Source organism: Tenacibaculum sp. Cn5-46 (assembly GCF_022347705.1).
Taxonomy (GTDB): Bacteria; Bacteroidota; Bacteroidia; order Flavobacteriales; family Flavobacteriaceae; genus Polaribacter; species Polaribacter aiptasiae.
In genome coordinates, this window is the sequence record NZ_JAKRGD010000001.1 from 66358 (window position 1) to 90374 (window position 24017).

The 24017-nt window shown below is 31.0% G+C and carries 24 protein-coding genes; 7 read left to right on the forward strand and 17 right to left on the reverse strand.

From position 1 onward, the window contains the following. Positions 1 to 67: 67 nt before the first annotated feature. Both MHN29_RS00275 and MHN29_RS00280 read right to left on the reverse strand, forming a co-directional pair. Positions 68 to 2440 (reverse strand): outer membrane beta-barrel protein, encoded by a 2373-nt coding sequence (locus tag MHN29_RS00275; protein ID WP_235273607.1) that lies wholly within the window; start codon positions 2438 to 2440, stop codon positions 68 to 70. A gap of 208 nt (positions 2441 to 2648) precedes the next feature. Then, positions 2649 to 3347: a zinc metallopeptidase gene (locus tag MHN29_RS00280; RefSeq protein WP_235273606.1), complete on the reverse strand. Its 699-nt coding sequence runs from the start codon at positions 3345 to 3347 to the stop codon at positions 2649 to 2651. Positions 3348 to 3445: 98 nt separating this feature from the next. On the opposite strand from MHN29_RS00280, the gene MHN29_RS00285 reads away from it, so the two are divergent. The 6 genes from MHN29_RS00285 (at position 3446) to MHN29_RS00310 (ending at position 7777) form a co-directional block, all read left to right on the forward strand. Continuing rightward, positions 3446 to 4477 carry an asparaginase gene (locus MHN29_RS00285; protein ID WP_235273605.1) on the forward strand — a complete coding sequence of 344 codons (1032 nt, stop codon included), beginning with the start codon at positions 3446 to 3448 and terminating at the stop codon, positions 4475 to 4477. A 254-nt stretch (positions 4478 to 4731) separates the two neighbouring features. After that, positions 4732 to 5451 carry a MotA/TolQ/ExbB proton channel family protein gene (locus tag MHN29_RS00290; protein WP_235273604.1) on the forward strand — a complete coding sequence of 240 codons (720 nt, stop codon included), beginning with the start codon at positions 4732 to 4734 and terminating at the stop codon, positions 5449 to 5451. 8 nt (positions 5452 to 5459) lie between these two features. Then, a complete protein-coding gene (locus tag MHN29_RS00295) occupies positions 5460 to 5897 on the forward strand; it encodes a hypothetical protein (RefSeq protein ID WP_235273603.1) in 438 nt (145 codons plus the stop codon). A gap of 6 nt (positions 5898 to 5903) precedes the next feature. Continuing rightward, the gene (locus tag MHN29_RS00300; protein WP_235273602.1) at positions 5904 to 6530 is read left to right on the forward strand and encodes a biopolymer transporter ExbD; all 627 of its coding nucleotides are present in this window, start codon (positions 5904 to 5906) and stop codon (positions 6528 to 6530) included. A gap of 18 nt (positions 6531 to 6548) precedes the next feature. Beyond that, on the forward strand, positions 6549 to 7019 hold the full coding sequence (locus tag MHN29_RS00305) for a biopolymer transporter ExbD (RefSeq protein WP_235273601.1): 471 nt from the start codon (positions 6549 to 6551) through the stop codon (positions 7017 to 7019). A gap of 83 nt (positions 7020 to 7102) precedes the next feature. Then, positions 7103 to 7777 (forward strand): porin family protein, encoded by a 675-nt coding sequence (locus MHN29_RS00310; protein ID WP_235273600.1) that lies wholly within the window; start codon positions 7103 to 7105, stop codon positions 7775 to 7777. On the opposite strand, the gene MHN29_RS00315 is transcribed toward MHN29_RS00310, so the two are convergent. The 11 genes from MHN29_RS00315 to MHN29_RS00365 form a co-directional block, all read right to left on the reverse strand. After that, positions 7772 to 8374, reverse strand: coding sequence for a hypothetical protein (locus tag MHN29_RS00315; RefSeq protein WP_235273599.1), 603 nt, complete (start codon positions 8372 to 8374; stop codon positions 7772 to 7774). The two genes, MHN29_RS00310 and MHN29_RS00315, sit on opposite strands and share 6 nt — an antisense overlap. Further along, entirely contained in the window at positions 8374 to 9837 is a 1464-nt protein-coding gene (gene rpoN, locus MHN29_RS00320; RefSeq protein WP_235273598.1) for an RNA polymerase factor sigma-54, read from the reverse strand. The genes MHN29_RS00315 and rpoN overlap by 1 nt, the downstream gene beginning before the upstream one ends. A gap of 83 nt (positions 9838 to 9920) precedes the next feature. Then, entirely contained in the window at positions 9921 to 11354 is a 1434-nt protein-coding gene (asnS, locus tag MHN29_RS00325; protein ID WP_235273597.1) for an asparagine--tRNA ligase, read from the reverse strand. A gap of 77 nt (positions 11355 to 11431) precedes the next feature. Next, positions 11432 to 13795, reverse strand: coding sequence for an RND family transporter (locus MHN29_RS00330; protein WP_235273596.1), 2364 nt, complete (start codon positions 13793 to 13795; stop codon positions 11432 to 11434). Positions 13796 to 13892: 97 nt separating this feature from the next. Continuing rightward, positions 13893 to 14447 carry a ribosome recycling factor gene (gene frr, locus MHN29_RS00335; RefSeq protein ID WP_150899893.1) on the reverse strand — a complete coding sequence of 185 codons (555 nt, stop codon included), beginning with the start codon at positions 14445 to 14447 and terminating at the stop codon, positions 13893 to 13895. A gap of 47 nt (positions 14448 to 14494) precedes the next feature. Further along, positions 14495 to 15205 carry a UMP kinase gene (pyrH, locus tag MHN29_RS00340; RefSeq protein ID WP_150899894.1) on the reverse strand — a complete coding sequence of 237 codons (711 nt, stop codon included), beginning with the start codon at positions 15203 to 15205 and terminating at the stop codon, positions 14495 to 14497. 110 nt (positions 15206 to 15315) lie between these two features. Then, positions 15316 to 16284: a translation elongation factor Ts gene (tsf, locus tag MHN29_RS00345; protein ID WP_150899895.1), complete on the reverse strand. Its 969-nt coding sequence runs from the start codon at positions 16282 to 16284 to the stop codon at positions 15316 to 15318. Between the two features lie 90 nt (positions 16285 to 16374). Next, positions 16375 to 17139, reverse strand: coding sequence for a 30S ribosomal protein S2 (gene rpsB / locus MHN29_RS00350; RefSeq protein ID WP_150899896.1), 765 nt, complete (start codon positions 17137 to 17139; stop codon positions 16375 to 16377). A 120-nt stretch (positions 17140 to 17259) separates the two neighbouring features. After that, positions 17260 to 17646, reverse strand: coding sequence for a 30S ribosomal protein S9 (gene rpsI, locus MHN29_RS00355; protein ID WP_150899897.1), 387 nt, complete (start codon positions 17644 to 17646; stop codon positions 17260 to 17262). Further along, on the reverse strand, positions 17646 to 18101 hold the full coding sequence (gene rplM, locus MHN29_RS00360; RefSeq protein WP_150899898.1) for a 50S ribosomal protein L13: 456 nt from the start codon (positions 18099 to 18101) through the stop codon (positions 17646 to 17648). Before rplM ends, rpsI begins: the two co-directional genes overlap by 1 nt. Positions 18102 to 18270: 169 nt before the next feature. Continuing rightward, entirely contained in the window at positions 18271 to 19119 is an 849-nt protein-coding gene (locus MHN29_RS00365; RefSeq protein WP_150899899.1) for a flagellar motor protein MotB, read from the reverse strand. A gap of 132 nt (positions 19120 to 19251) precedes the next feature. Here MHN29_RS00365 and MHN29_RS00370 point away from each other — a divergent pair, with 132 nt between their 5' ends. Continuing rightward, entirely contained in the window at positions 19252 to 20226 is a 975-nt protein-coding gene (locus MHN29_RS00370; RefSeq protein ID WP_235273595.1) for an FAD:protein FMN transferase, read from the forward strand. Here the strand turns inward: MHN29_RS00370 and MHN29_RS00375 are convergent. The 4 genes from MHN29_RS00375 to gpmI are packed head-to-tail and all read right to left on the reverse strand — an operon-like array spanning position 20223 to position 23907. Continuing rightward, complete coding sequence (locus MHN29_RS00375) at positions 20223 to 20993, reverse strand: class I SAM-dependent methyltransferase (RefSeq protein WP_235273594.1); 771 nt, start codon at positions 20991 to 20993, stop codon at positions 20223 to 20225. The two genes, MHN29_RS00370 and MHN29_RS00375, sit on opposite strands and share 4 nt — an antisense overlap. 1 nt (position 20994) lies before the next feature. After that, positions 20995 to 21813 (reverse strand): type I methionyl aminopeptidase, encoded by an 819-nt coding sequence (map, locus tag MHN29_RS00380; protein ID WP_150899901.1) that lies wholly within the window; start codon positions 21811 to 21813, stop codon positions 20995 to 20997. A gap of 29 nt (positions 21814 to 21842) precedes the next feature. Beyond that, the gene (locus MHN29_RS00385) at positions 21843 to 22379 is read right to left on the reverse strand and encodes a thioredoxin family protein (protein WP_235273593.1); all 537 of its coding nucleotides are present in this window, start codon (positions 22377 to 22379) and stop codon (positions 21843 to 21845) included. Positions 22380 to 22389: 10 nt separating this feature from the next. Next, positions 22390 to 23907, reverse strand: a complete 1518-nt coding sequence (gene gpmI / locus MHN29_RS00390; RefSeq protein WP_235273592.1) for a 2,3-bisphosphoglycerate-independent phosphoglycerate mutase — start codon at positions 23905 to 23907, stop codon at positions 22390 to 22392. Between the last annotated feature and the right edge of the window lie 110 nt (positions 23908 to 24017).

A 24017-nucleotide genomic window follows, 5' to 3' on the forward strand; every position in this document is an offset into this window, starting at 1 on the left:
AAATTTAAGTTAGACATCACAAGTTATGAATTTTGTGATGTCCATATAAAAACAAAAGTATAAGAAATTAATTATTGTCTTGAATTCTATTTTCTTCATCTCTAGAAGAATCACGTTTCGATTTTTTCTTTCCGAATTTTGACCCAAAACTATATACAAACCTCAGTTGAATGTTTTGACGAGACCCATTACTTTCTACCCTGGCTGTACCATTACCGTAATCGATTCTTCCATTAAAACCACGGTCTAACATTTTATTAAATCCAAGATTTACTTTTAACTTGTTGTCTAAGAATTTTTTTCCGAATGAAAAATCTAAACCAGCTAACCAATCAACTTCTATTTGACCTTCTAAAGCACCAGTTCCATAATTAGCACTTAGCTCAAAGTTTACATCCCAAGGTAGTTTATAATTTGCTTGAGCAAACCAAAATAAGTTCCATTTAGATAAGTTTACATTGTGTATTACTGAATTGTAAGAGTTTTTGTTAACTATAAAACCAGTATATCCTTCTAAACCCTTAACAAAACTCAAAGGAGCGAATAATCTAAAATTCCAATTAGTGAAATCTTCAACGTTTACTGCTTGTTGTCTAATTTGAGCGGTTGTGTTGTTTTGCTTTATTAAGTCGAAAATAACATCGTTTGTTTTACTGTAGCCTACTGTAAAAAATGGTTGACCATCATAAGTTAAATTAAACTGAAAGTTATTTGTAAAAGCAGGTCTTAAACTCGGGTTTCCTTCACCAGCAGAAAAAGGGTCTAAGAAAGTAGCAAATGAATTCAAGCTATTATATGAAGGTCTTCTAATACGATAACTATAAGATAAACTAGCTCCAATACTTTCCGTTATTTTTCTACTAACTGATGCACTAGGAAATAGTTTGCTAATAGGTCTTTTCTTTATTTCATTTACCATTTGACCATTTTTTAAAAAAATAGAAGTTCCGTCAGTGTTACTATCTTCATAACGTAATCCTCCAGAAAAGGTCCATTTTCCTGCAGTAGCATTAATCTTTGAGTAAATTGCAAATATCTTTTCGTCTACTAAAAATCGACTGCTATTTGATTGATCTAAATCAAAGCCATTTGAATTATTTTCTAAAAATGACTGTAAATCACTATCTGTTTTTACCATAGCATATTTACTTCCAATACTGAATTTAAAATTATCAGAAACAGTTTTACTATAATCTACTTTATAAGTTTTAATAGTATATTTTCCATCTTGTATATACCTTCTGTCTTGAAAAGGAAGTGTGCTTCCTGTTACGTCAGATAAAGTATTGGTGTTGTCATTTTTATAATCGATATAATTAAAATCTATAAATAGTTTATCAGTATCAGATTTATATTCATAATATGGGTTAATATTAAAATCTATTCTATCTCTGTCAAAAGTATTTTCTGAAAAAAGGGTGTTTGTAGTTGAGCTGCTGGAAATAATGGTTTTACTAGTTGCGATTCTGTCAGATTTTCTGTTATTCCAACGCCCACCAATTCCAATAGAATGTTTGTCGTTTATGTAATAATCTAAGTTACCGCTAAAAGTAAGGTTGTTTGGTTTGTATGGTTCTTTGGTAACTTGATCATAGGTTTCGTTTTCAACAGTTCTAACTAAAAATAAATCATCTCTCCATGTAGGTTTTGAATGACTAATACTTGTTTGCCAATTTAATTTGTTTTTATAACTAGCTATAGAAGCTCTTGTTCCATATTCGAAACCTTCATCTTCACCAACCCATCCAGTTAAACTACCATGAGTACCTAAACGAACATTTTTCTTTAAGATAATGTTTATGATGGCTCCAGAACCAGAAGCATCGTATTCGGCACCTGGCTGTTCTACTACTTCAACTTTAGCTATATTATCAGCAGGAAAATCACGAAGTAAACTTTGAACATCCATATATTCAGTAGTTTTTCCGTTAATTAGAATTCTTACGCCACTTTTTCCAGCAATAGAAATTCCGTTGTTTGTAACCAATACGCCGGGAACTTTACGCATTACATCTTGTAAGTTAGAATTAACCATTTCGGTTTTTTCTAAATCAACTACCAACTTTTCCGCAGTTTGTTTTATTACAGGTCTTTTAGATTTTACAACAACTTCATTTAAAGTTTGGCTTTCTTCTTGTAAAGTAAAGTTGAAAGTTTTATTAGATGATAATTGAAATTCCGCTACTTTTTCACTTTTAAAACCTAAAGTAGTAACAGTTATTCGGTACTTTCCTTTTTCAATGTTTTTTATAGAATAATTTCCTTCTTCATCAGAAATTGTTCCTTTAGGTTGCCCAGGATTATCTACATTATAAAGTATAACATTAATATATGGTAATGGGTTTTTCTGATTGTCAACAATTTTTCCACTTATACTGTGTTGAGCATGGGCAGTAATTGCGGTAATTAATACGAATAAAATAGTAGTAATAGCTTTCATATCTTTTTTTATTTAACACTTCAAAAGTGTGTTCTTCTTGAAAATTAAAAAATAGAAATCCGATAAAGCGGGTTAATTTTCCGATGAATAGATTTTTATTTCCTATAACCTTAAAGACGCAATTAGATATGAAATGGTTTTCTGAAGTCATAAAAAAAGCTTCGAATATATTTCGAAGCTTTTGATGTTTTAGTAAATATAATTTTTGTTAATCTCTGTTGCCTAATACTCTTAACGCCCAGTATAGTAGCATAGCTAAAGATCCTAAAGCAGCAACTAAATAGGTTCTAGCAGCCCATTTTAAAGCGTCTTTTGATCCAGCTAATTCTTCTCTAGTAACTATGTGTTTGTTTTCTAACCATGCTAAAGCTCTATTACTAGCATCGTATTCAACGGGTAAAGTGATGAAGCTAAATAAAGTACCTAAGGCCATAAATATTAAACCAGCTACAGCTATTAATTGTCCAATGCCTGGTTGCCCAGCACCAGCCCCTAATATAATACCACCAATAACCATGTATTGAGAAAATCGAGATGAAATACTAACTATAGGTACAAGTTTTGAACGCATTTGTAACCATTGATATGCTTGAGCATGTTGTACAGCATGACCAACTTCATGAGCAGCTACAGCTGCAGCGGCAGCATTTCTTTCATTATATACAGCTTCACTTAAATTAACAGTTCTGTTTACAGGATTATAATGATCGGTAAGTCTACCAGGAGTAGAAATTACTTTTACGTTAAAAATTCCATGATCGGCTAACATTTTCTCAGCTATTTCAGCACCACTCATCCTATTTCTTAAGTGTATTCGAGAATATTTTTTAAACTTTCTTTGTAGCGTATTACTTACTAGCCAACTAAATAATGTAATAACACCAATTATTGCATAAAAACCTAACATAATATAGTATTGTTTTAAAATTTTTGTGTCATTTTTGTTTGATAAATTTACAACATAAATTATTCCATTTTAGAATATTAATAATATAAGATGTCAAAATGACAAATAAGCCTAAGATTTTAATTGTATATACAGGGGGAACTATTGGAATGGTTAAGGATTATAATACAGGAGCATTAAAAGCTTTTGATTTTAGTCAAATTTCAAATAAGATTCCAGAATTACAACAATTACATTGCGATATTTCTACAATATCTTTTGAAGAACCTATTGATTCTTCAAATATGAACGTGAATTATTATATCAATATAGCTGAAATTATTTCTGATAACTATGATAAGTTTGATGGATTTGTGGTACTAACAGGTTCCGATACGATGTCGTATACATCATCAGCTATTAGTTTTATGTTTGAAAATTTACAAAAGCCCGTCATTTTTACTGGGTCGCAATTACCAATAGGTGATTTACGAACAGATGCAAAAGAAAATTTGATTACATCTATACAAGTGGCTTCTACTTTTGAAAACAATATGCCTGTAATACAAGAAGTAGGTTTGTATTTTGAATATAAATTGTATAGAGCAAATAGAACAACAAAAATTAATGCAGAACAATTTGAAGCATTTGCATCTATGAATTATCCACCTTTAGCAGAAAGTGGAGTTCATTTAAATTTTAATTATCCTCTTTTATTAAAACCTAATAAGAAAGAAGAGAAATTAGTTTTTAGAAAGAAACTAGACAATAATGTTGCTATTTTAAAGTTATTTCCAGGTATTACAGAATCAGTTGTAAGCAGTTTTATTGATATACCTAATTTGAAAGGTATTATTTTAGAAACATATGGTTCTGGAAATGCACCAACAGAAAAGTGGTTTGTAAACTTACTAGAAAAAGCTGTTGATAAAGGTATCTACATTGTAAACGTAACTCAATGTGCTGGAGGAAGCATTATTATGGGGCATTATGAGACAAGTTCTGAGTTAAAACGTATTGGAATTGTAGACGGAAAAGACATTACAACTGAAACGGCGGTTGCAAAAATGATGTATTTACTAGGTGAAAAGTTGTCAAAAGACGAATTTAAGCACTATTTTGAAACTTCATTAAGAGGAGAAATTAATTAATTTGTAAATAAATCGTTAAATTTACCGTTATAACTGCTTGAAATAGTAGTTAAAAGAATAAAAATGAGCTGTAAGTATATAAATACTTCTGTTTTTTTTTAATGTCCCAACAATTTTTTGTTACTTGGCACTCTGAAAAAATAAAAAAGTGTAATAAGTACAAGAAAAGAATTACTTATTAATAAAAAATTAAGTTGTTCACAGTAAAATTTGTATTTTTAAACCGTTAACTATTTAAAATTAATTATAACAAAATGAAAAAAGTAGTAAATATCCTAACTATTACAGGATTTATGTTTTTAGGAGCTATTCAGTCAACTTATGCGCAAGCAACTGAAGCGGACAAAACTTTTCACCAAGAGTTAAAACAACGTTTTATTGAAGGAGATCCTAAATTTATGGGGATTGTATTGGTAGCTTTAATATTAGGTTTAGCTATTGCTATTGAAAGAATCATTTACTTAAACATGGCTACAACTAATACAAAAAAATTAGTTGCTAGTATCGATGACGCTTTAAGTTCAGGTGGTGTTGAAGCTGCAAAAGAAGTTTGTAGAAATACAAAAGGACCTGTTGCATCTATCTTTTACCAAGGATTAGAAAGAGCAGACGAAGGTTTAGATGCTGCTGAAAAAGCTGTAGTAGGATATGGTGGAGTTCAAATGGGATTATTAGAGAAAAATGTTTCTTGGTTATCTTTATTTATTGCATTAGCACCAATGTTAGGATTCATGGGTACTGTAATTGGTATGATTCAAGCATTTGATACTATTGCTGTACAAAATGATATTTCTCCTGCAACAGTTGCTGGTGGTATTAAGATTGCACTTTTAACAACAGTATTTGGTCTTATCGTAGCAATTATATTACAGATTTTTTACAACTATATCGTATCTAAAATTGATAGTATCGTAAACAACATGGAAGACGCTTCAATTTCTTTAATCGACTTATTAGCTAAGTATAAAAAATAATAAATCATATGAATAATAAAGTATTAACATTACTTATAACTGCAATATCAATTATTGGTGCTGGGTTATTTGTAAACGTTGTTAGAATAGATGAAGAAAACGTCGAGGCGCTTTCTGGTGCTGTTGGACCTTTAGTTACTTATTCAACATGGTTATTAATTGGAGTAGTTGTAGTAGCTATAGTTGCTTCTTTATGGGGAATGTTAAAAAATCCTGCAGCATTAAAGAAAACATTATTAGGACTTGTAGCTTTAGCAGTAGTATTTGCTATTTCTTATTTCATGGCATCTGATGGACAAGTATTAGCATCTGACGGAACAGAGTTGTCTCCAGCTGGAAGTACTTCAAAATGGGTTGGAACAGGAATTACATATAGTGTTTTCCTAGGAGCTATAGCTAGTGTGTTCTTTGTATGGGATTTATTAAAAGGAATAATTAAATCATAAAAAATTATGGCAAGAAGAGAAAACCCAGAAATTAATGCAGGTTCGATGGCAGATATTGCATTCTTGCTACTAATCTTTTTCCTAGTAACAACTACTATGGACGTCGATTCAGGTATTCCTAAAAAGTTAGCTGAAAAAACAGACGTTGAACCACCTAAAATTAAAGAAAAAAATATTTTTCAAATTACTATAAACAGAAATAATGAATTGTTCGTAGAAGATGAAGTTATGGAGTTGAAGGACTTAAGAAGTGCTGCTTTAAAGTTTATAGATAATGGTGGAGGTGTTGGAAACCCAATGCCTGGAAAAGATGCAGGAGCACCTTGTGATTACTGTAAAGGAGAAAAAGATCCAACATCTTCTGATCATCCAAATAAAGCAGTTATTTCTGTAGAAAGTGACAGAGGTACTGAATATGGAATGTATGTAAGTGTTCAAAATGAATTATTAAAGGCTTATACCATATTACGTAACAGATTATGTCAAGAAAAATATGGAATGAGTTTTACAGACTTAGAGCAAGCTTTTAAAGATAGTGCTAGAAAGGATCAATCTTTAAGAAAAAAAGTAGAAGATATAAAGAGTAGTTACCCTCAAATTATATCTGATTCTGAGCCTACTAATGTTCAATAATATTAAAACAATTTAAGAATGTCTAAATTTAGAAAGAAAAAAAAGGGAGTACCTGCAGTGAATACATCTGCATTACCTGACATTGTTTTCATGTTATTATTCTTTTTCATGGTAACAACAGTAATGAGAGAAACAGATTTAGCTATTGAAAACCCTCGTTTACCAAGTGCAAGCGAAGTTAAAAAACTTGAACGTAAAAGTTTAGTAAGTACTATTTATGTGGGTAAAGCAAAAGACGCTAAATATGGAACTAGTTATAATAGAATTCAGTTAAATGATAAAATCGCTACACCTGATGATGTACCAGCTTTTATCTTTTTAGAAAGAAGTAATGTTTCTGAAGCTGAAGTTCCTTTTATGACAACTTCTTTAAAAATGGATACAGAATCGAATGTTGGTACTTTAGCTGATATTCGCGAGAAATTAAGAGATGTAAATGCTCTTAAATTGAGTTTATCTACTCATAAAGCAAGTGAAATTAAAAAGTAATTACTTTTAAATAAATTAAAAAAGAGCAATCCTATGGTTGCTCTTTTTTTATACAAAAAAAGTATATTTAGCATTAGATTATTATGATGAAATATATTCAAGCATTTTTTGTACTGTTTTTAACTATCAGTGTTTATTCTCAAAAAGATTCTTTACAAATAGGAGATAAGTATTGGGAAGATCAGTTATATATTGATGTAACATATAATGTGTTAAATAGCCAACCATTAGAAGTTGCTAAAAGTGGTTTTTCTTTTGGTTTTTCTGGAGGTTATATAAAAGATATTCCAGTAGTAAAAAGTGGTCAAATAGCTATTGGAGTAGGTTTAGGATACACTTTTGATTCCTTTAATCATAGTTTAAATATTTCAGAAACCGATAGAAATGTATTTGAGGTTAATAATACAATTACAGCTAATAAGTTAAAAACACATGCTATTGAAATGCCTATTCAGTTTAGATGGAGAACTTCAACAGCGAAAACCTATTCTTTTTGGAGAGTTTATACAGGTATTAAACTAAGTTATAATTTTAGTAATGTTTTCCGTTATAATAATGCGGCTGGTAAAACTGTTACTTTTTCAAATATTTCTCAGTTCAATAAATTTCAAGCAGGTTTAATACTGTCGGCTGGATATGGTACTTTTAACTTTCATGCCTACTATGGCTTAACATCTATGTTTAAAAATGCTGTATTAAATGGAAATCCAATAAATACTAAGGTAATTAAGTTTGGATTAAGTTTTTATCTGTTATAAGATATAGAAAGCTAAAAAAGGGCTAATTAAGCCAATAAAAAAACCAATATACACTTCTCTGCTAGTATGAGCCTTTAAATGCAATCTTGAGGCTGCTAATATCCCTGAAAGTAAAATAAAAATTATAATTAAAGGTAGGATATTGATATTATGTATTTGTTGGAATAATAAAAAATAACCAGTTGCTGCTCCCATTGACAATAGATGTAAGCTGGTCTTTATTTTTGATATAAAAAGTAAATAAATTACAATTAAGCCTAATACAACACCGAAAAATAAATAAGATAAATCTCTTATAATACTTATTTCGGCAAAGAACTTACCAACCATAAACAATAATGTCATCATAAAAAATATTGGAATTCGTCGTTCTTTAATTCCATGTACTTGAAATGATTTTATATAGTTTATACGCTTTAAAAAAACTAATAAAAGAAGTGGAATAATATAAGTGGCAATAAAAACAATTCCCAATATGGTATATTGCTGTCGTGTACTTAAATTAATTGGAGTTAATATAAAATAAAGAATAATCCCAATCGTAGGCATTACAATTGGGTGAAGAATGGTTGATATGAATTTATACCAACGTTTCATTATATTTCTTTACGTAATCTAGCTACAGGAATATCTAACTGTTCTCTATATTTAGCTACAGTTCTTCTAGCTATAGGATATCCCTTTTCTTTTAAAAGTTTAGATAATTTCTCATCAGTTAGAGGTTTTCTTTTTTCTTCTTCATTAATAACAGTCTCTAGAATCTTTTTAATCTCCCTAGTTGACACGTCTTCTCCTTGATCATTTTTCATTGATTCAGAGAAAAAGTCTTTAATTAACTTGGTACCATAAGGTGTAGAAACATATTTACTATTAGCAACCCTAGACACTGTTGATACATCCATTTGAATTTCATCAGCAATATCTTTTAAAATCATTGGTTTTAACTTACGTTCATCACCAGTTAAGAAATACTCTTCTTGACGATGCATAATAGCATTCATGGTAACTAATAGCGTTTGTTGACGCTGTTTTATAGCATCAATAAACCATTTAGCAGCATCTAACTTTTGTTTTATAAATAATACAGCATCTTTTTGAGCTTTGCTTTTCTCTTTAGATTTGCTGTATCCTTTTAACATGTTGTTATATTCTCTAGAGACATGTAATTCAGGAGCATTTCGAGAATTTAAAGTAAGTTCTAAATTGCCATCAATAATACGAATTGAGAAATCTGGAACAATTTGTTCTGCTATTTTATTATTACCAGCATACGAACTTCCAGGTTTTGGATTTAGTTTACTTATTTCAGCAATTACTTCTTTTAATTGCTCTTCATCAATGTCAAACTTTTCAAGAAGCTTCTTATAATGCTTCTTTACAAAATGATCAAAAGCATTTTCGAGAATATTAATCGCTAATGAAGTACTTTTCTTTTCAGGTTTAGATTTAAGTTGAATAATTAAACATTCCTTCAAATCTAAAGCACCAACACCAATAGGGTCTAATCGTTGAACTACAGTTTTTAAAACAGTTGTTACCTTTTCTTCAGTTGTAAATACGTTTTGAGTAAAAGCTAAATCATCTACTAAATCAATAATATCTCTACGGATATAACCACTGTCATCTATACTTCCGACTAAAAATTCAGCAATAGCACGTTCTTCATCATCAATTCTAAAAGTATTTAATTGATTTTTTAAGGATTGATGAAAGGTAGTTCCAGCTGCATAAGGAACTTGTTTCTCATCATCATCAGATGAATAGTTATTTGCTTGAGTTTTATAGCTAGGAAATTCATCGTCACTTAAATACTCATCGATATTAATATCGTCTGTTTCAATTTTTTCGTTTCCAGTATCATCATACTCAGAATCATTAGATAAAGTATCTTCAAAACTCTCAGGTTCTTCTTTACCAGTATCTAAAGCTGGATTTTCTTCTATTTCTTGTTTTAAACGTTCTTCAAATGCTTGCGTAGGCAATTGAATTAGTTTCATCAACTGAATTTGTTGAGGAGATAATTTTTGTAATAATTTATGATGTAAACCTTGTTTTAGCATATCTACAAATATAAGAAAAGGCTTAAAAAAAAATCGCCATTCTATAAGGAATGACGATTGTGTTTATAAGTTTTATGATTTTTTTAAAACTCTGCGTTTTGAGGCGTTCTAGGAAATGGTATAACATCTCTAATATTACTCATACCTGTAGTAAATAATACTAAACGTTCAAATCCTAAACCAAAACCTGAGTGTACAGCTGTACCAAATTTACGAGTATCTAAATACCACCATAATTCCTCTTCTGGAATATCTAAAGCAGCCATTTTCTCTTTTAATACATCTAAACGCTCCTCACGTTGTGATCCTCCAACCATTTCTCCAATACCAGGGAATAAAACATCCATAGCACGTACAGTTTTTCCATCTTCATTTAAACGCATGTAAAATGCTTTAATATTTGCAGGATAATCAAATAAGATTACTGGACATTTAAAGTGTTTTTCAACTAAATAACGCTCGTGCTCCGATTGTAAATCAACACCCCATTCGTTTACAGGAAATTGGAATTTTTTCTTCTTATTTGGCTTAGAGTTACGTAATATATCTATAGCTTCTGTATAAGAAACACGTTTAAAGTTGTTATCTACAACAAAGTTTAACTTTTCAATTAAAGTCATTTCACTACGTTGCGCTTGAGGTTTAGATTTTTCCTCTTGCGTTAAACGGTTGTCTAAAAATGCTAAATCATCTTTACAGTTATCTAATACATATTTTAAAACTGACTTAATAAAATCTTCAGATAAGTCCATGTTAGCATCTAAATCGTTGAATGCAACCTCAGGTTCAATCATCCAAAATTCAGCTAAATGACGTGTTGTATTAGAATTTTCAGCTCTAAATGTAGGCCCAAAAGTATATACTTTACCTAATGCCATTGCATAAGTCTCAGCTTCTAATTGACCAGATACTGTTAAGTTTGTTTCTTTACCAAAGAAATCTTGAGTGTAATCTACATTACCCTCTTCATTTAATGGAGCTTTGTTGGCTTCGAAGTTTGTAACATGAAACATTTCACCTGCTCCTTCAGCATCAGATCCAGTAATAATAGGTGTGTTTACATAGTTAAAACCATTTTCTTGAAAATATTTGTGAACAGCAAAAGATAAAGCTGAACGCACTCTCATAACAGCACTAAATGTATTTGTTCTAATGCGTAAATGCGCATTTTCACGTAAAAACTCAAGACTATGTCTTTTTGGTTGAATTGGATATTCATCAGGATTAGAATCACCTAAGATTTCTAAATCTGTCACTTGAACTTCAACTTTTTGTCCTTTACCTTGACTTTCAACTAATGTACCTGTAATGCTTACTGCAGCGCCAGTATTTATTCTTTTTAAAAGTTCTTCATTTGTATTTTCAAAATCGACAACACATTGAATATTATTAATAGTAGAACCATCATTTAGAGCAATAAAACGATTGCTTCTAAAAGTTCTAACCCATCCTTTTACATGTACTTCTTGTAAAAATTTTTCAGAATGTAATAATTCTTTAACGCTACTTCTTTTCATCTTTTAAAAATTGAAGAGCAAAGATACTTTTTTACAAAGAATTGAGCAATGTTGATATATAAAATGCGAATAAACTTTTATTTGTCTTCTTTTGGAGGCAAAATTTTAAAGTTAGTTTCTTTTAAAACCTTTTTATTCGCAATCTTTTTCTCAAAAGAAAGTAATAAAGAAGGTAGTAATAATAAGTTTGATACCATTGCTAATAAAAGAGTAACAGAGACAAGACCACCTAAGGCAATTGTTCCTCCAAAACTAGAAACTGTAAAAACTAAGAAACCGAAAAATAATACTATTGAAGTATAAAACATACTAACTCCTGTTTCTCGAAGAGCAGCATATACCGCTGGCTTTATTTTCCAATTGTTAGCTAACAATTCCTGACGGTATTTAGCTAAAAAGTGAATTGTATCGTCAACAGATATACCAAAAGCAATACTAAATACTAAAATTGTTGAAGGTTTAATAGGAATACTAAAGAATCCCATTAATCCAGCAGTAATTAATAAAGGAAGCATATTTGGTATTAATGATATAAATATCATTTTGTAAGAACGGAACATCCATGCCATAAAGATTGAAATCAATAAAATGGCTAATGATAAAGAAATAACTAGGTTTTTAATTAAATAGTTAGTTCCTTTTAAAAATACCAATGCTTTACCAGTCATAGAAACTTTAAACTTTTCGTCTGGAAACTGCTTCTTTATAACAGCTTGTAAACGATCTTGAATAATGTCCATTTTATCCGTACCAATATCTTTCATAAAAGTAGTGATACGCGCATAACGACCAGTTTTGTCTACAAAGTTTTTCAACATACCAGCGTTACTATTTGAGTTTTTAGTATACGCAAAAATGTGTGCTTTTTCTTGACTCGTTGGTAGTTGATAGTATTTTGGATTTCCTTTATAATATGCTTGCTTAGAATATTTAACTAAGTTAGTTACTGAAATAGGTTTTGATAATTCAGGAAAAGTTTCAATAGTTTCATTTAACTTTTCCATTTTTTTCAAAGTAGAAAGTTTCATAACACCTTTTTCTCTTTTGGTGTCAATTAAAATTTCTAAAGGCATAATACCTCCAAATTCGCTTTCAAAAAACTTGATGTCCTTATAAAACTGCATACCTTTTGGCATGTCTTCAATTAAACTACCTGAAACTCGGATTTGAAATAATCCTATCATACTTAATATGATAACGATTACCGTAGTAATATAAATTGCAATTCTTTGTTGCTTTACCATGCGTTCCATCCAAGAAACAACATTCCCCATCCATCTTTTTTCTAAGTGGTTTAAATGCTTTTTCTCTGGAAGAGGCATAAAACTGTATAAGATTGGAATAATTAATAAAGCAAGTATGAAAATACTAATAATATTAACCGATGCCAGAATACCAAATTCTCTTAATAATTGACTTTTAACAAAAACAAAGGTTGCAAAACCAGAAGCTGTTGTTATGTTTGTCATTAAGGTAGCATTACCAATTTTTGAAATTACACGTTGTAAAGACTTTGCTTGATTCCCGTGTTTTTTTATTTCTTGCTGGTATTTGTTAATTAAAAATACCGCATTAGGTACACCAATTACAATAATTAATGGAGGAATTAATGCAGAAAGTACCGTGATTTCATATCTGAATAAACCAATAAATCCAAATGCCCAAACTACACCAATACCTACTACTAATAGTGTTATGAACGTTGCTCTGAACGAACGGAAAAAGAAAAAGAATATAATAGCAGTAATTAGTAAAGCTCCAACTACAAATATTCCCATTTCATTAATAATGTTTTGAGAATTTACAGTACGTATATAAGGCATTCCAGAAACACGAACATCTATATCATTATCTTTCTCAAATTTATCTATAGTAGGAATTAAAATTTCTGCAATAAAATCTCGACGAGCAGGTGTATTTACAATGTCTTTATTAATATAAATGGCAGTTTGTAAAGTACCTTGATCATTATATAATAGGTTATCGTAAAAAGGAAGTTTTTCAAATAATTGTTTCTTTATTTTATTAACTTCTTCATCTGTAGAAGGAACCTTGTCAAATAAAGGTTCTACAATAAATTTTCTCTTTTTTCTATCTGCTTTCAGTTGCTTAACATCTGCTACAGAAACAGTGAAGTCAACTTGTTTTACGCTGTCTAAACTCTTTACAAGTTTATTCCAAGCGTTAAATTTTTGAGGGGTAAAAATTGTTGAATCTTTTACACCTAGGATTACTAAATTCCCTTCCTCACCAAAAATTTCTAAAAACTTGTCGTATTGAATGTTTGCTTCATGGTCTTTAGGAAGCAAATTTGCCTCAGTATATGAAAAACGCATATACTTCATCTGAGTGACTAAAAGTCCCGTAATAACAGCTATAGTAATTAAAACCAAGTATCGGTTTCGTAGTAAAAATCCTGCGATTTTAGTCCAAAAAGTCATTCAAAAAAATTTTAGCAAAGTTAGGGTAAATGAAACAATTAAACGAAAAAAAAGAGTGTCTTAAAAACACTCTTTTTTATAATGTTTATAAAGAGACCTAAACAGTCATAATTTCTTTTTCTTTTACAGAATATTTTTCATCAATATTTTTAACAAAACTATCTGTTAAATCCTGAACGCTTGTTTCTGCATTTTTCTTCATGTCATCAGAAGCATCAGTTTTTTTGATTTCATTGTTAGCATCTTTACGAGCATTACGAACACCAACTTTAGCATGTTCAGCCTCAGCTTTTGCTTGTTTAGCAAGATCTTTACGACGCTCTTCGGTTAATGGAGGAACGCTAATAATAATGTTATCACCATTGTTCATAGGATTAAAACCTAAATTTGCAATCATAATAGCTTTTTCTATTTCTTGCAACATGTTTTTTTCCCATGGTTGAATAGTAATTGTTCTTGCATCTGGTGTGCTTACATTAGCAACTTGTCCTAATGGAGTGGCTGCCCCATAATAGTCAACTTGTACGTTAGCTAACATTGAAGGAGATGCCTTACCAGCTCTAATACTACGTAATTCTTTTACCAAGTGTTCTATAGCATTATTCATTGCCTCTTTGGCCGAATCTAAAATAAAATCAATTTCTTCGTTCATTTTGTTCGTATTTATTGACCTCTGTTTTTGAAAGAGGTTATTTCGGTTTATTCGTTATCAACTATTGTTCCAATTTGTTCACCAGAAACTAACTTTAATAAGTTACCGTTAGTATTCATGTCAAAAACAATAATTGGTAATTTGTTCTCTTCACTCAAAGTAAAGGCAGTCATATCCATTACTTTTAAGCCTTTTTCAATAACATCTTTAAAAGATATATTGTTGTATTTTATAGCATCTTTATCTTTTTCTGGATCGGCATTGTAAATACCATCAACTCTAGTTCCTTTTAAGATAGCATCTGCATTAATTTCAATAGCTCTTAAAACGGCTGCAGTATCTGTTGTAAAATAAGGATTTCCAGTTCCTCCACCAAAAATAACAACACGTCCTTTCTCTAAATGACGGTTTGCACGTCTTTTAATGTATGGTTCTGCTATTTCTTTAATTTCGATAGCTGTTTGTAAACGAGTATGAACTCCTTCGTCTTCTAATGCGCTTTGTAAAGCTAAACCATTAATACAAGTAGCTAACATTCCCATGTGATCTCCTTGTACACGATCCATACCATTACTAGCTCCAGCAACACCTCTAAAAATATTACCACCACCAATAACAATGGCAACTTGAATATTTCTGTCTACTACTTGTTTAATTTCTTGAGCGTATTCTTTAAGTCTTTTTGGGTCAATACCATATTGACGTTCTCCCATTAAAGCTTCTCCGCTTAATTTTAAAAGGATTCTTTTATATTGCATAGTCTTGTTGAAAGTTGTGCAAAACTACGTATTTTTTTTGAGTTTGTTTTTTTATAAAATAAAAAACCATCCAAAAAATGGATGGTTTTATATAAAATTTCTGTTGAGAATTATCCTAAAGTAACTCTTACGAAGTTTTTAACTTCTACATCACCAAAAGAAGCAACGTATTCAGCAACAGTTTTCTTTTCGTCTTTGATAAACTTTTGATCTAATAAACATTGCTCTTGATCTAAAGTTGTGTTATCAGAAATAAATCTTTCCATTTTACCTGGTAAGATTTTATCCCAGATTTGCTCTGGTTTACCTTCAGCTTTTAATTGCTCTTTAGCAGCTTCTTCTGCATTAGCTAAAGCTTCATCAGTTAATTGTAATCTAGATACGAATTGAGGTACGTTCTTTAAAGTTTTACCTAAACGACCTAATTCTTCGTTATCTTTTACAATAGCAGCAATTCTTGCTTCAGTTTCAGACTGAACATATGCAGGATCAAAATCTTTGTAAGATAATGAAGTAGCTCCCATTGAAGCAGCTTGCATAGCTAAATCTTTAGTTAAAACAGCAGAGTTTTCAACTGGTGCAGTTAAACCAACCATTGCAGCAATCTTACCAACGTGAGTATAAGCTCCTACGAATGGTGCTTCAATTCTTTCGAATGAAGTGATATCAATTTTCTCACCGATAACTCCAGTTTGCTCGATTAACTTTTCAGCAACAGTAATTCCACCGAAGTCAGCAGCTAAAAATTCTTCTTTAGTTTTTGTGTTAAAAGCAATATCAACAAATTGAGAAGCTAAATCTTTGAAAGAATCATTTTTAGCAACGAAATCTGTTTCACATGCTAATACAATAGCAACACCGTAAGTGTTGTCATCACTAATTTTAGTAATTGCTACACCTTCAGTAGACTCTCTATCTGCTCTTTTAGCAGCGATTTTTTGTCCTTTTTTACGTAAAATTTCAATTGCTTTATCGAAATCACCACCAGCTTCTACTAATGCATTTTTACAATCCATCATACCAGCTCCGGTACTTTCTCTTAATTTTTTTACGTCTGCAGCGCTAATTTTTACTGACATCTCTATTGTTATTTTTTAGTTGTAAATATTTTATTGTACAAAGTTGTAAAAATTTAAAGGTTCCAATGTAATGAAACCTTTAAATTTAAATTATTTTGCTTCTTCTTTAACCTCAGTTGAAGTTGTTTCTTCTTTAGCTGGGGCTTTTTCAGCTTTTGCTTTTTCTTTATCAGCTTTTCTTTCTGATAAACCTTCAGCGATAGCATCAGTTACATATGATAAAACTTTATCAATAGACTTAGAAGCATCATCATTTGCAGGGATTACGTAATCTACTGGTCTTGGATCAGAGTTCGTATCAACCATTGCAAAGATTGGAATGTTTAATTTTTGTGCTTCAGCAACTGCAATGTGCTCTTTCTTTACATCAATTACAAATAAAGCAGCAGGTAAACGAGTCATATCAGAAATAGATCCTAAGTTCTTTTCTAATTTAGCTCTCTGACGGTTGATTTGTAATTTTTCTCTTTTAGATAATGCATCAAAAGAACCATCTTGCTTCATTCTATCAATAGTAGCCATTTTCTTAATAGCTTTACGGATAGTAACAAAGTTAGTTAACATACCACCTGGCCAACGCTCAGTAATGTAAGGCATGTTTACGTTTGTTGCACGATCTGCAACGATATCTTTAGCTTGCTTCTTAGTAGCAACGAATAAGATTTTACGTCCAGAATTAGCTATTTTTTGTAAAGCATTTGCTGCTTCCTCAATTTTAGCTGATGTTTTATACAAATCGATGATGTGAACACCATTACGCTCTGTATAAATGTATGGAGCCATGTTTGGGTTCCATTTTCTTGTTAAGTGACCAAAGTGAACGCCACTTTCTAATAATTCTTGAATGTTTGCCATTTTAATAAATGTGTTTACGTTCTGTTTTCGCAATATTTCAGTAGTTTATAAAGTCTGAAATATTTAGATACTAAACTGTTTGTTATAAATTGTTTTATAAATAACAGCTCTAATAAACGATTAACGTTTAGAGAACTGGAATTTCTTACGTGCTTTCTTCTGACCGAATTTCTTACGCTCAACCATTCTTGGATCACGAGTTAATAATCCTTCTGGCTTTAAGATTGCTTTGTGCTCTTCGTTGATAGCTACTAATGCTCTAGTAATTGCTAAACGGATAGCTTCTGCTTGACCAGTAACACCTCCACCATAAACATTTACTTTAATGTCATAAGACTCTAAGTTGTCAGTTAACATTAAAGGCTGCTTTACTTTATATTGTAAAGTAGGAGTTGTTAAATAGTTATTTAAATCTTTTTTGTTAACAGTGATGTTTCCACTTCCTTGAGAAACGTAAACACGTGCAACAGCTGTTTTTCTTCTACCTATTTTGTGAACAGTTTCCATTATTTAAGATCGTTAAGGTTAATAGCTTTTGGGTTTTGAGCGTCTTGTTTGTGCTCTGTACCTGCGTAAACATATAAATTTCTGAATAACGCACTACCTAATTTGTTTTTAGGTAACATTCCTTTTACTGCTTTCTCGATTAATCTCGTAGGATCTTTTTCGAACATTTCTGTAGCAGTTAATGATCTTTGACCTCCTGGATATCCTGTGTGACGGATATAAGACTTATCAGTCCACTTCTTTCCAGTTAAGTTAATTTTCTCTGCGTTGATAATAACCACGTTATCTCCACAATCTACGTGAGGAGTATAGTTTGGCTTGTATTTACCTCTAATTAGCATTGCTACTTTAGAAGCTAGACGACCCAACGTTTGCCCGTCCGCATCAACTAAAACCCACTCCTTGTTAACAGTGTTTTTGTTAGCCGATACTGTTTTGTAACTTAATGTGTTCATAATTACACGATTAGTTTTTGTTTATTAATATATAATTTGATCCTTAAAAAAGGTGTGCAAATGTACGATTAATTATTTGATTGACAAATAGTAGGTTAGTTTAATTTTAAGATATAAAAAAAACGTGCAAATTGCACGTTTTTTATTTTATATAAATAGAACTTTTAAATTACTCTGCTTTTTGTTCTAGCAATTCAAAAAATTGGTTCAATCTTGGTAAGATAATAATCTTAGTTCTTCTGTTTTTTGCTTTATTAGCAGGAGTGTCATTTGCTACTAATGGAGCAAAACTACCTCTACCAGCAGCAATTAATCTACTAGGAGCCACTTTGTATTTATCTTGTAATTCACGAACTATAGAAGTTGCACGTAAAACACTTAATCCCCAGTTATCTTTTAAAGCAGATCCAGAAGCAACAGGTGTGTTATCTGTATGTCCTTCAATCATTACATCCATTTCTGGTTGTCCGTTTACAACTGTAGCTACTTTTTCTAAAACTTTTGAAGCTTTGTCTGATACTGTATAGCTTCCGCTTTTGAATAATAACTTATCAGAAATAGAAATGAAAACAACAGTTTTTTCAACATTTACTTCGATATCTTGATCATCAATACCTTGTTGTAATTCTTTCTTTAAGTGAAATGCAACAACTAAGTTTAATGAGTCTTTCTTAGAAGCAGCAGCTCTAATTCTATTGATGTATTTGTCCTTTTTACTTAATTGAGTTAATGTTTCTTTGATGTTGTCATTAGCTCCTTTAGTTAAAACAGTTAAGTTTTCAACTTGTTGTAATGTGTTTTGCTTGTCTTTTTTCAAGTCACTAACAGTAGCTTCTAAATTTGAAACCTTATCTTGGAAACCATCTTTTTCAACTAAACATTTTGTTAAGTTAGCTTTTACAGCTAATAATTCTTCTTTTGTTTTTTCGTGCTTTGTTTTCAAAGCATCTAATTCTTTTGTTGAAGCACAAGATGCTAATAAAAGAGTTGCGGTAAGAAATAAAAATATTTTCTTCATGTTATTCTGATTTTTCAGATGTATAGTTACATATAATGATAAAGCAAATTTAAAAAAATGATGATACAAAAAAGAGAATTAACAATCTTTTATGAAGTAAGAATGAATTATTTTTGCAGTTAAATTTGAAAGATGTTTAAAAATATAATTTACATAGCTAGTATTGTGATGTTTTTACTTGTTTCATGTAAACAAGAACAGAAGTTAAATAAAACAAGGTTACAAGGGAATGTTTTCGGTACAACATATCATATTACTTATTTAAATAAGGAAAACCATCAGAAATCAATCGATAGTTTGTTTAATTTGATAAACAAGTCATTGTCTACTTATATGCCGACTTCAGATATTTCTAAAATTAATAAAGGCGATAGTACTGTAGTTGTTGATGATTTTTTTGTAGAAGTTTTTGAAAAGGCTAGAAAGATTTATAATGAAACTGATGGGTATTTTGATCCTACTATTGGGAGATTAATTAATGCATATGGTTTTGGTTCTGGAAAAGAAAAGAAAAACTTATCTGAAGAGGAGGTTCAAGAGCTTATGTCTGGAGTAGGTTTTGATAAGGTTACATTAAAAGAAAGAAGGGTTTACAGAGATAATTCTAATATTGAATTGAACGTAAATGCTTTTGCAAAAGGTTATGGAGTTGATGTTATAGGGAGGTTTTTAGAACAAAAAAATATTAAGGATTACATTGTTGAAATTGGAGGAGAAATTAGAGCTCGTGGAAGTAAGAAAGGTAAGCCTTGGAGAGTAGGAATAGAAAAACCAAATGTAGATGGTACAAGGTCTGTTCAAAGAGAAATTAACTTGATAGATGAGTCTATGGCTACTTCTGGAAATTACAGGAAGTATAAAATTAACGATAAAGGAGAGAAGATTGTACATACAGTAAACCCTAAAACAGGATTGGCTCAAGAAAGTAATTTATTAAGTGTTTCTGTAAGAATGAAGGGGGATTGTGCTGATGTAGATGCTTATGCAACTGCTTTTTTAGCTATGGGATTAGAAAAAACCAAAGAATTTTTAACAAAACATCCTGAGTTAAAAGTTGTTTTGTTGTATAACGATAAAAATAATGAATTAAAAGAGTATGTTAATTAGCTCTTGAAACAAACAGGTAAAATTTCACCTTTCATTAAAGCAAATCGTTCTAGTTTTTCTGGGGCGATTTTTTTTGTGAAATCAATTTCATCGACTTTAAATCCTATAGAGCGAAGTTTGTCAAAATAGTCGCGTCCATACACTCGTACATGATCGTATTGTCCAAATATTTTTGCGCGTTCTTTTGGGTCGGTAATAGAATCGTCTTCAAAAGTAGTTTCTCTATTGAGGTCTTGTGGTATTTGAAAAATCCCGAAACCACCACTTTTCATTACTCTGTATAACTCCTGCATTGCTTTGGTGTCGTTTGGAATATGTTCTAAAACATGATTACAGAAAATAACATCAAAAGAATTTTCTTCAAAAGGTAAGTCACAAATATCTGCTTTTACATCTGCTATTGGCGATTCTAAATCTGAAGTGATGTATTCTAAGTTTTTTTGCTTTCTAAAAATATCGAGAAAGCATTGTTCAGGAGCAATATGAAGTACTTTTAATTTCTTTTCTGAAGAAAAAAAATCAGATTCGTTTTGTAAATAGAGCCATAACAAACGATGCCTTTCTAGTGAGAGGGTTGATGGTGATAATGCATTTTCTCTTTGTATACCATATCCATATGGTAAAAACTTGCGAAATGATTTACCGTCTATAGGATCAGTAAATTTATCACCTTTTAACCACCAGGCTATTACTGGGCGTGCCCAATAACTAGCTTTTATTAAAATGGGTCTAGGTATTGTGTTTAGTATGGCTTTAAATAAGGACACTTTATAAAACTAAAGGTTGTTGTCTAAACTCATCCTCTTCATTGCTTTCAATACCTAAAGCTTCGTATATGTATTTAAAAGTTGAGAGTAATTCTGGTTTACCATCTACAATTGCTACATCATGTTCAAAGTGAGCAGAAGGCTTGCCATCTAAAGTGGTAATTGTCCATCCATCTTTATGTTGTAGTATTTTTTGAGTTCCCATATTTATCATAGGTTCTATGGCAACTACCATTCCTTCAATGAATTTTTTACCACGACCTCTACGACCATAGTTAGGCATTTCTGGATCCTCATGCATTACTTTTCCTAATCCGTGACCAACTAATTCACGAACAACACCATATCCGTGTTTTTCTGTGTAGTTTTGGATAGCAAAGCCTACATCTCCAACACGATTTCCAACTTTTAATTCACGAATACCAACGTATAAGCTTTCTTTTGTTACGTCTAATAATTTTTGAGTTTCAGGAGCTATTTCACCTACAGCAAATGTGTAAGCGTGATCTCCATAAAAGTCGTTTTTAATAGCGCCACAATCAATAGAAATAATATCTCCTTCTTGTAAAGGAGTTTTGTTTGGAATCCCATGTACAACTTGTGAGTTTGGGCTCATGCAAAGTGTGTTAGGGAAATCGTAAAGTCCTAAAAAACCAGGAATAGCACCTTGCTCACGAATAAATTCTTCAGCAAGTTTATCTAAATATAAAGTAGTTACTCCAGGTTTTACTTCTTTAGCAAGCATTCCTAAAGTTTTAGACACTACCAATGCACTTTCGCGCATTAATTCTATTTCTTCTCTAGTTTTTGATTTGATCATGTTAAAAATATTGAAGCGCAAATTTACGGTTATTTTTGATATGGATGTGTGTAAGGTTGCCCAGAAACGATTTTTAAAATATCGTCTTCTATTGTACTGCCATCTATAGCATGTTCTACAAATCTACCAATCTCTTTTCCGTCCTTATAAAAAATAAAAGTTGGGACTCTAAGAATATTGAATCCTTCTTCCAGGCCATTTGCTTTTTTACTTCGATTAACGGTAACTAATTCTAGGTTTTTATAGTTGAATCCAGTCTCATCTAATAGTTTGTAAAAATTAGGAATTTCTCTTTTGCTATCTCCACACCAAGTTCCCATAAATCCTTTGATTTTTACATCTTTTAAATATGGTTTTAATTTATTAATGGTGTTTTGATCTGTTTCATAATAACTGTAAAAATCATTAAACCACTCTGAACCGTATGGTTCTTGTTGGAAATCTTTTTTAGTAGCGATACCAACTAAATTTCCATCTTTATCTTTAGTAGCTAATTGTTTTTGTTTAGGTGCAGAAGCACATGAAACTATAAAAGCTGTAAAAAGTATATATGCGATTTTTCTCATCATTATTGTTTTAAATAAGTGAATGTTGTGTCATTTCTTTTGGTTGATCTACTCCCATTAGTTTTAATATTGTAGGAGCAATGTCGCCTAATACCCCATTTTCTATAGATTTTAATTCTTTGTCGATTAAAATCATAGGTACTGGATTAGTAGTATGTGCTGTATGAGGAGTTCCGTCAGGGTTTATCATTGTTTCACAGTTACCATGATCGGCAATTAAAATAGTGGTGTAGTCATTATTTAAAGCAGATGTAACAACGTCTTTAACACAAGTGTCTACTGTTTCACAAGCCTTCACTGCAGCTTCAAAAACTCCCGTATGTCCAACCATATCTCCGTTAGCAAAATTTAAACATACAAAATCCACTTCTCCGTTTTCTAACTCAGGAACAATAGCATCTCTAATTTCATAAGCGCTCATTTCTGGTTTTAAATCGTAAGTGGCAACTTTTGGAGATGGGCATAATAAACGTTTCTCACCTTTAAATTCTTCTTCTCTACCGCCTGAAAAGAAAAATGTAACATGAGGATATTTTTCTGTTTCTGCTATTCTAATTTGTTTCTTATTAGCAGACTCTAAAACTTCTCCAAGCGTATTTTCTATGTTGTTACTGTTATAGATTACTTTAATGTTTTTAAAAGTTTCGTCATAATTTGTCATGGTAACAAAGTATAAAGGTAACTTTTTCATGTTGAATTCTGAGAAGTCTTTTTCGTTTAAAGCTTCTGTTAATTGACGACCTCTATCAGTTCTAAAGTTAAAGAAAATAACAACATCATCTTCTTTGATGGTAGTTTTTGGTTGATTGTTGTTATCAACCATTACAATTGGTTTTATAAATTCATCAGTAATATCACTATCATAGCTTTGTTGTATACTTTCAGTGGCATTAAAAGATAAAGTTCCTTTAGCATTAACTAATGCATCATAGGCTAGGTGTATTCTTTCCCATCTGTTATCTCTGTCCATTGCATAGTATCTACCTGTAATTGAAGCCAATTCCCCAGTAGTTTTTTGCATGTGTTCTTGTATGTCGTTTATGAAATACTTACCTGACTTTGGATCACAGTCTCTACCATCAGTAAAAGCATGTAAGTATACATTTTTAAGCTCATGTTTATTAGCAGCGTCAAGAAGGCCTTTTAGATGATCAATATGTGAATGAATACCTCCATTAGAAACCAATCCTAAAAAATGAATGTTTTTTTGATTTTTTTTAGCGTAATCAAATGCTTTTAATAATTCTGTTTCTTGAGCTAAAGTATTTTCTTTTACAGCTTTGTTTATTTTAGCTAAGTTTTGATAAACAATTCTTCCAGCTCCTAAATTCATGTGCCCAACTTCAGAATTCCCCATTTGACCTTCTGGTAGCCCTACATGTTCCCCGTCTGTACGTAATTCGGCATGCGGAAACTTGTCGTATAATGAATTTATAAATGGTGTTTTTGCATTATATATAGCTGATACTTTTGGATCTTGAGTAATTCCCCAACCATCAAGTATCATTAAGATTACTTTTTTGTTCATTTGGTGTATTTTACAAAACAAAAGTAAGAAAGATTTTAAGTGCTTTTTTAAAAATTAACGAAACCGATTGCATAAGATGAAAATGAGTATTGTTTTTTAATAAAAAAAGA

Bases quoted from the DNA above. Each gene is read 5' to 3' on its own strand.
- asnS (WP_235273597.1), bottom strand. From the start codon at position 11,354: ATGAAAAGAAGTAGCGTTAAAGAATTATTACATTCTGAAAAATTTTTA.
- MHN29_RS00305 (WP_235273601.1), top strand. From the start codon at position 6,549: ATGTCTAAATTTAGAAAGAAAAAAAAGGGAGTACCTGCAGTGAATACA.
- frr (WP_150899893.1), bottom strand. From the start codon at position 14,447: ATGAACGAAGAAATTGATTTTATTTTAGATTCGGCCAAAGAGGCAATG.
- MHN29_RS00315 (WP_235273599.1), bottom strand. From the start codon at position 8,374: ATGAAACGTTGGTATAAATTCATATCAACCATTCTTCACCCAATTGTA.
- rpoN (WP_235273598.1), bottom strand. From the start codon at position 9,837: ATGCTAAAACAAGGTTTACATCATAAATTATTACAAAAATTATCTCCT.
- MHN29_RS00285 (WP_235273605.1), top strand. From the start codon at position 3,446: ATGACAAATAAGCCTAAGATTTTAATTGTATATACAGGGGGAACTATT.
- MHN29_RS00330 (WP_235273596.1), bottom strand. From the start codon at position 13,795: ATGACTTTTTGGACTAAAATCGCAGGATTTTTACTACGAAACCGATAC.
- MHN29_RS00370 (WP_235273595.1), top strand. From the start codon at position 19,252: ATGTTTAAAAATATAATTTACATAGCTAGTATTGTGATGTTTTTACTT.
- MHN29_RS00280 (WP_235273606.1), bottom strand. From the start codon at position 3,347: ATGTTAGGTTTTTATGCAATAATTGGTGTTATTACATTATTTAGTTGG.
- MHN29_RS00385 (WP_235273593.1), bottom strand. From the start codon at position 22,379: ATGAGAAAAATCGCATATATACTTTTTACAGCTTTTATAGTTTCATGT.
- MHN29_RS00300 (WP_235273602.1), top strand. From the start codon at position 5,904: ATGGCAAGAAGAGAAAACCCAGAAATTAATGCAGGTTCGATGGCAGAT.
- tsf (WP_150899895.1), bottom strand. From the start codon at position 16,284: ATGTCAGTAAAAATTAGCGCTGCAGACGTAAAAAAATTAAGAGAAAGT.
- map (WP_150899901.1), bottom strand. From the start codon at position 21,813: ATGATCAAATCAAAAACTAGAGAAGAAATAGAATTAATGCGCGAAAGT.
- rpsI (WP_150899897.1), bottom strand. From the start codon at position 17,646: ATGGAAACTGTTCACAAAATAGGTAGAAGAAAAACAGCTGTTGCACGT.
- MHN29_RS00310 (WP_235273600.1), top strand. From the start codon at position 7,103: ATGATGAAATATATTCAAGCATTTTTTGTACTGTTTTTAACTATCAGT.
- MHN29_RS00365 (WP_150899899.1), bottom strand. From the start codon at position 19,119: ATGAAGAAAATATTTTTATTTCTTACCGCAACTCTTTTATTAGCATCT.
- MHN29_RS00295 (WP_235273603.1), top strand. From the start codon at position 5,460: ATGAATAATAAAGTATTAACATTACTTATAACTGCAATATCAATTATT.
- gpmI (WP_235273592.1), bottom strand. From the start codon at position 23,907: ATGAACAAAAAAGTAATCTTAATGATACTTGATGGTTGGGGAATTACT.
- pyrH (WP_150899894.1), bottom strand. From the start codon at position 15,205: ATGCAATATAAAAGAATCCTTTTAAAATTAAGCGGAGAAGCTTTAATG.
- MHN29_RS00275 (WP_235273607.1), bottom strand. From the start codon at position 2,440: ATGAAAGCTATTACTACTATTTTATTCGTATTAATTACCGCAATTACT.
- rpsB (WP_150899896.1), bottom strand. From the start codon at position 17,139: ATGGCAAACATTCAAGAATTATTAGAAAGTGGCGTTCACTTTGGTCAC.
- MHN29_RS00290 (WP_235273604.1), top strand. From the start codon at position 4,732: ATGAAAAAAGTAGTAAATATCCTAACTATTACAGGATTTATGTTTTTA.
- rplM (WP_150899898.1), bottom strand. From the start codon at position 18,101: ATGAACACATTAAGTTACAAAACAGTATCGGCTAACAAAAACACTGTT.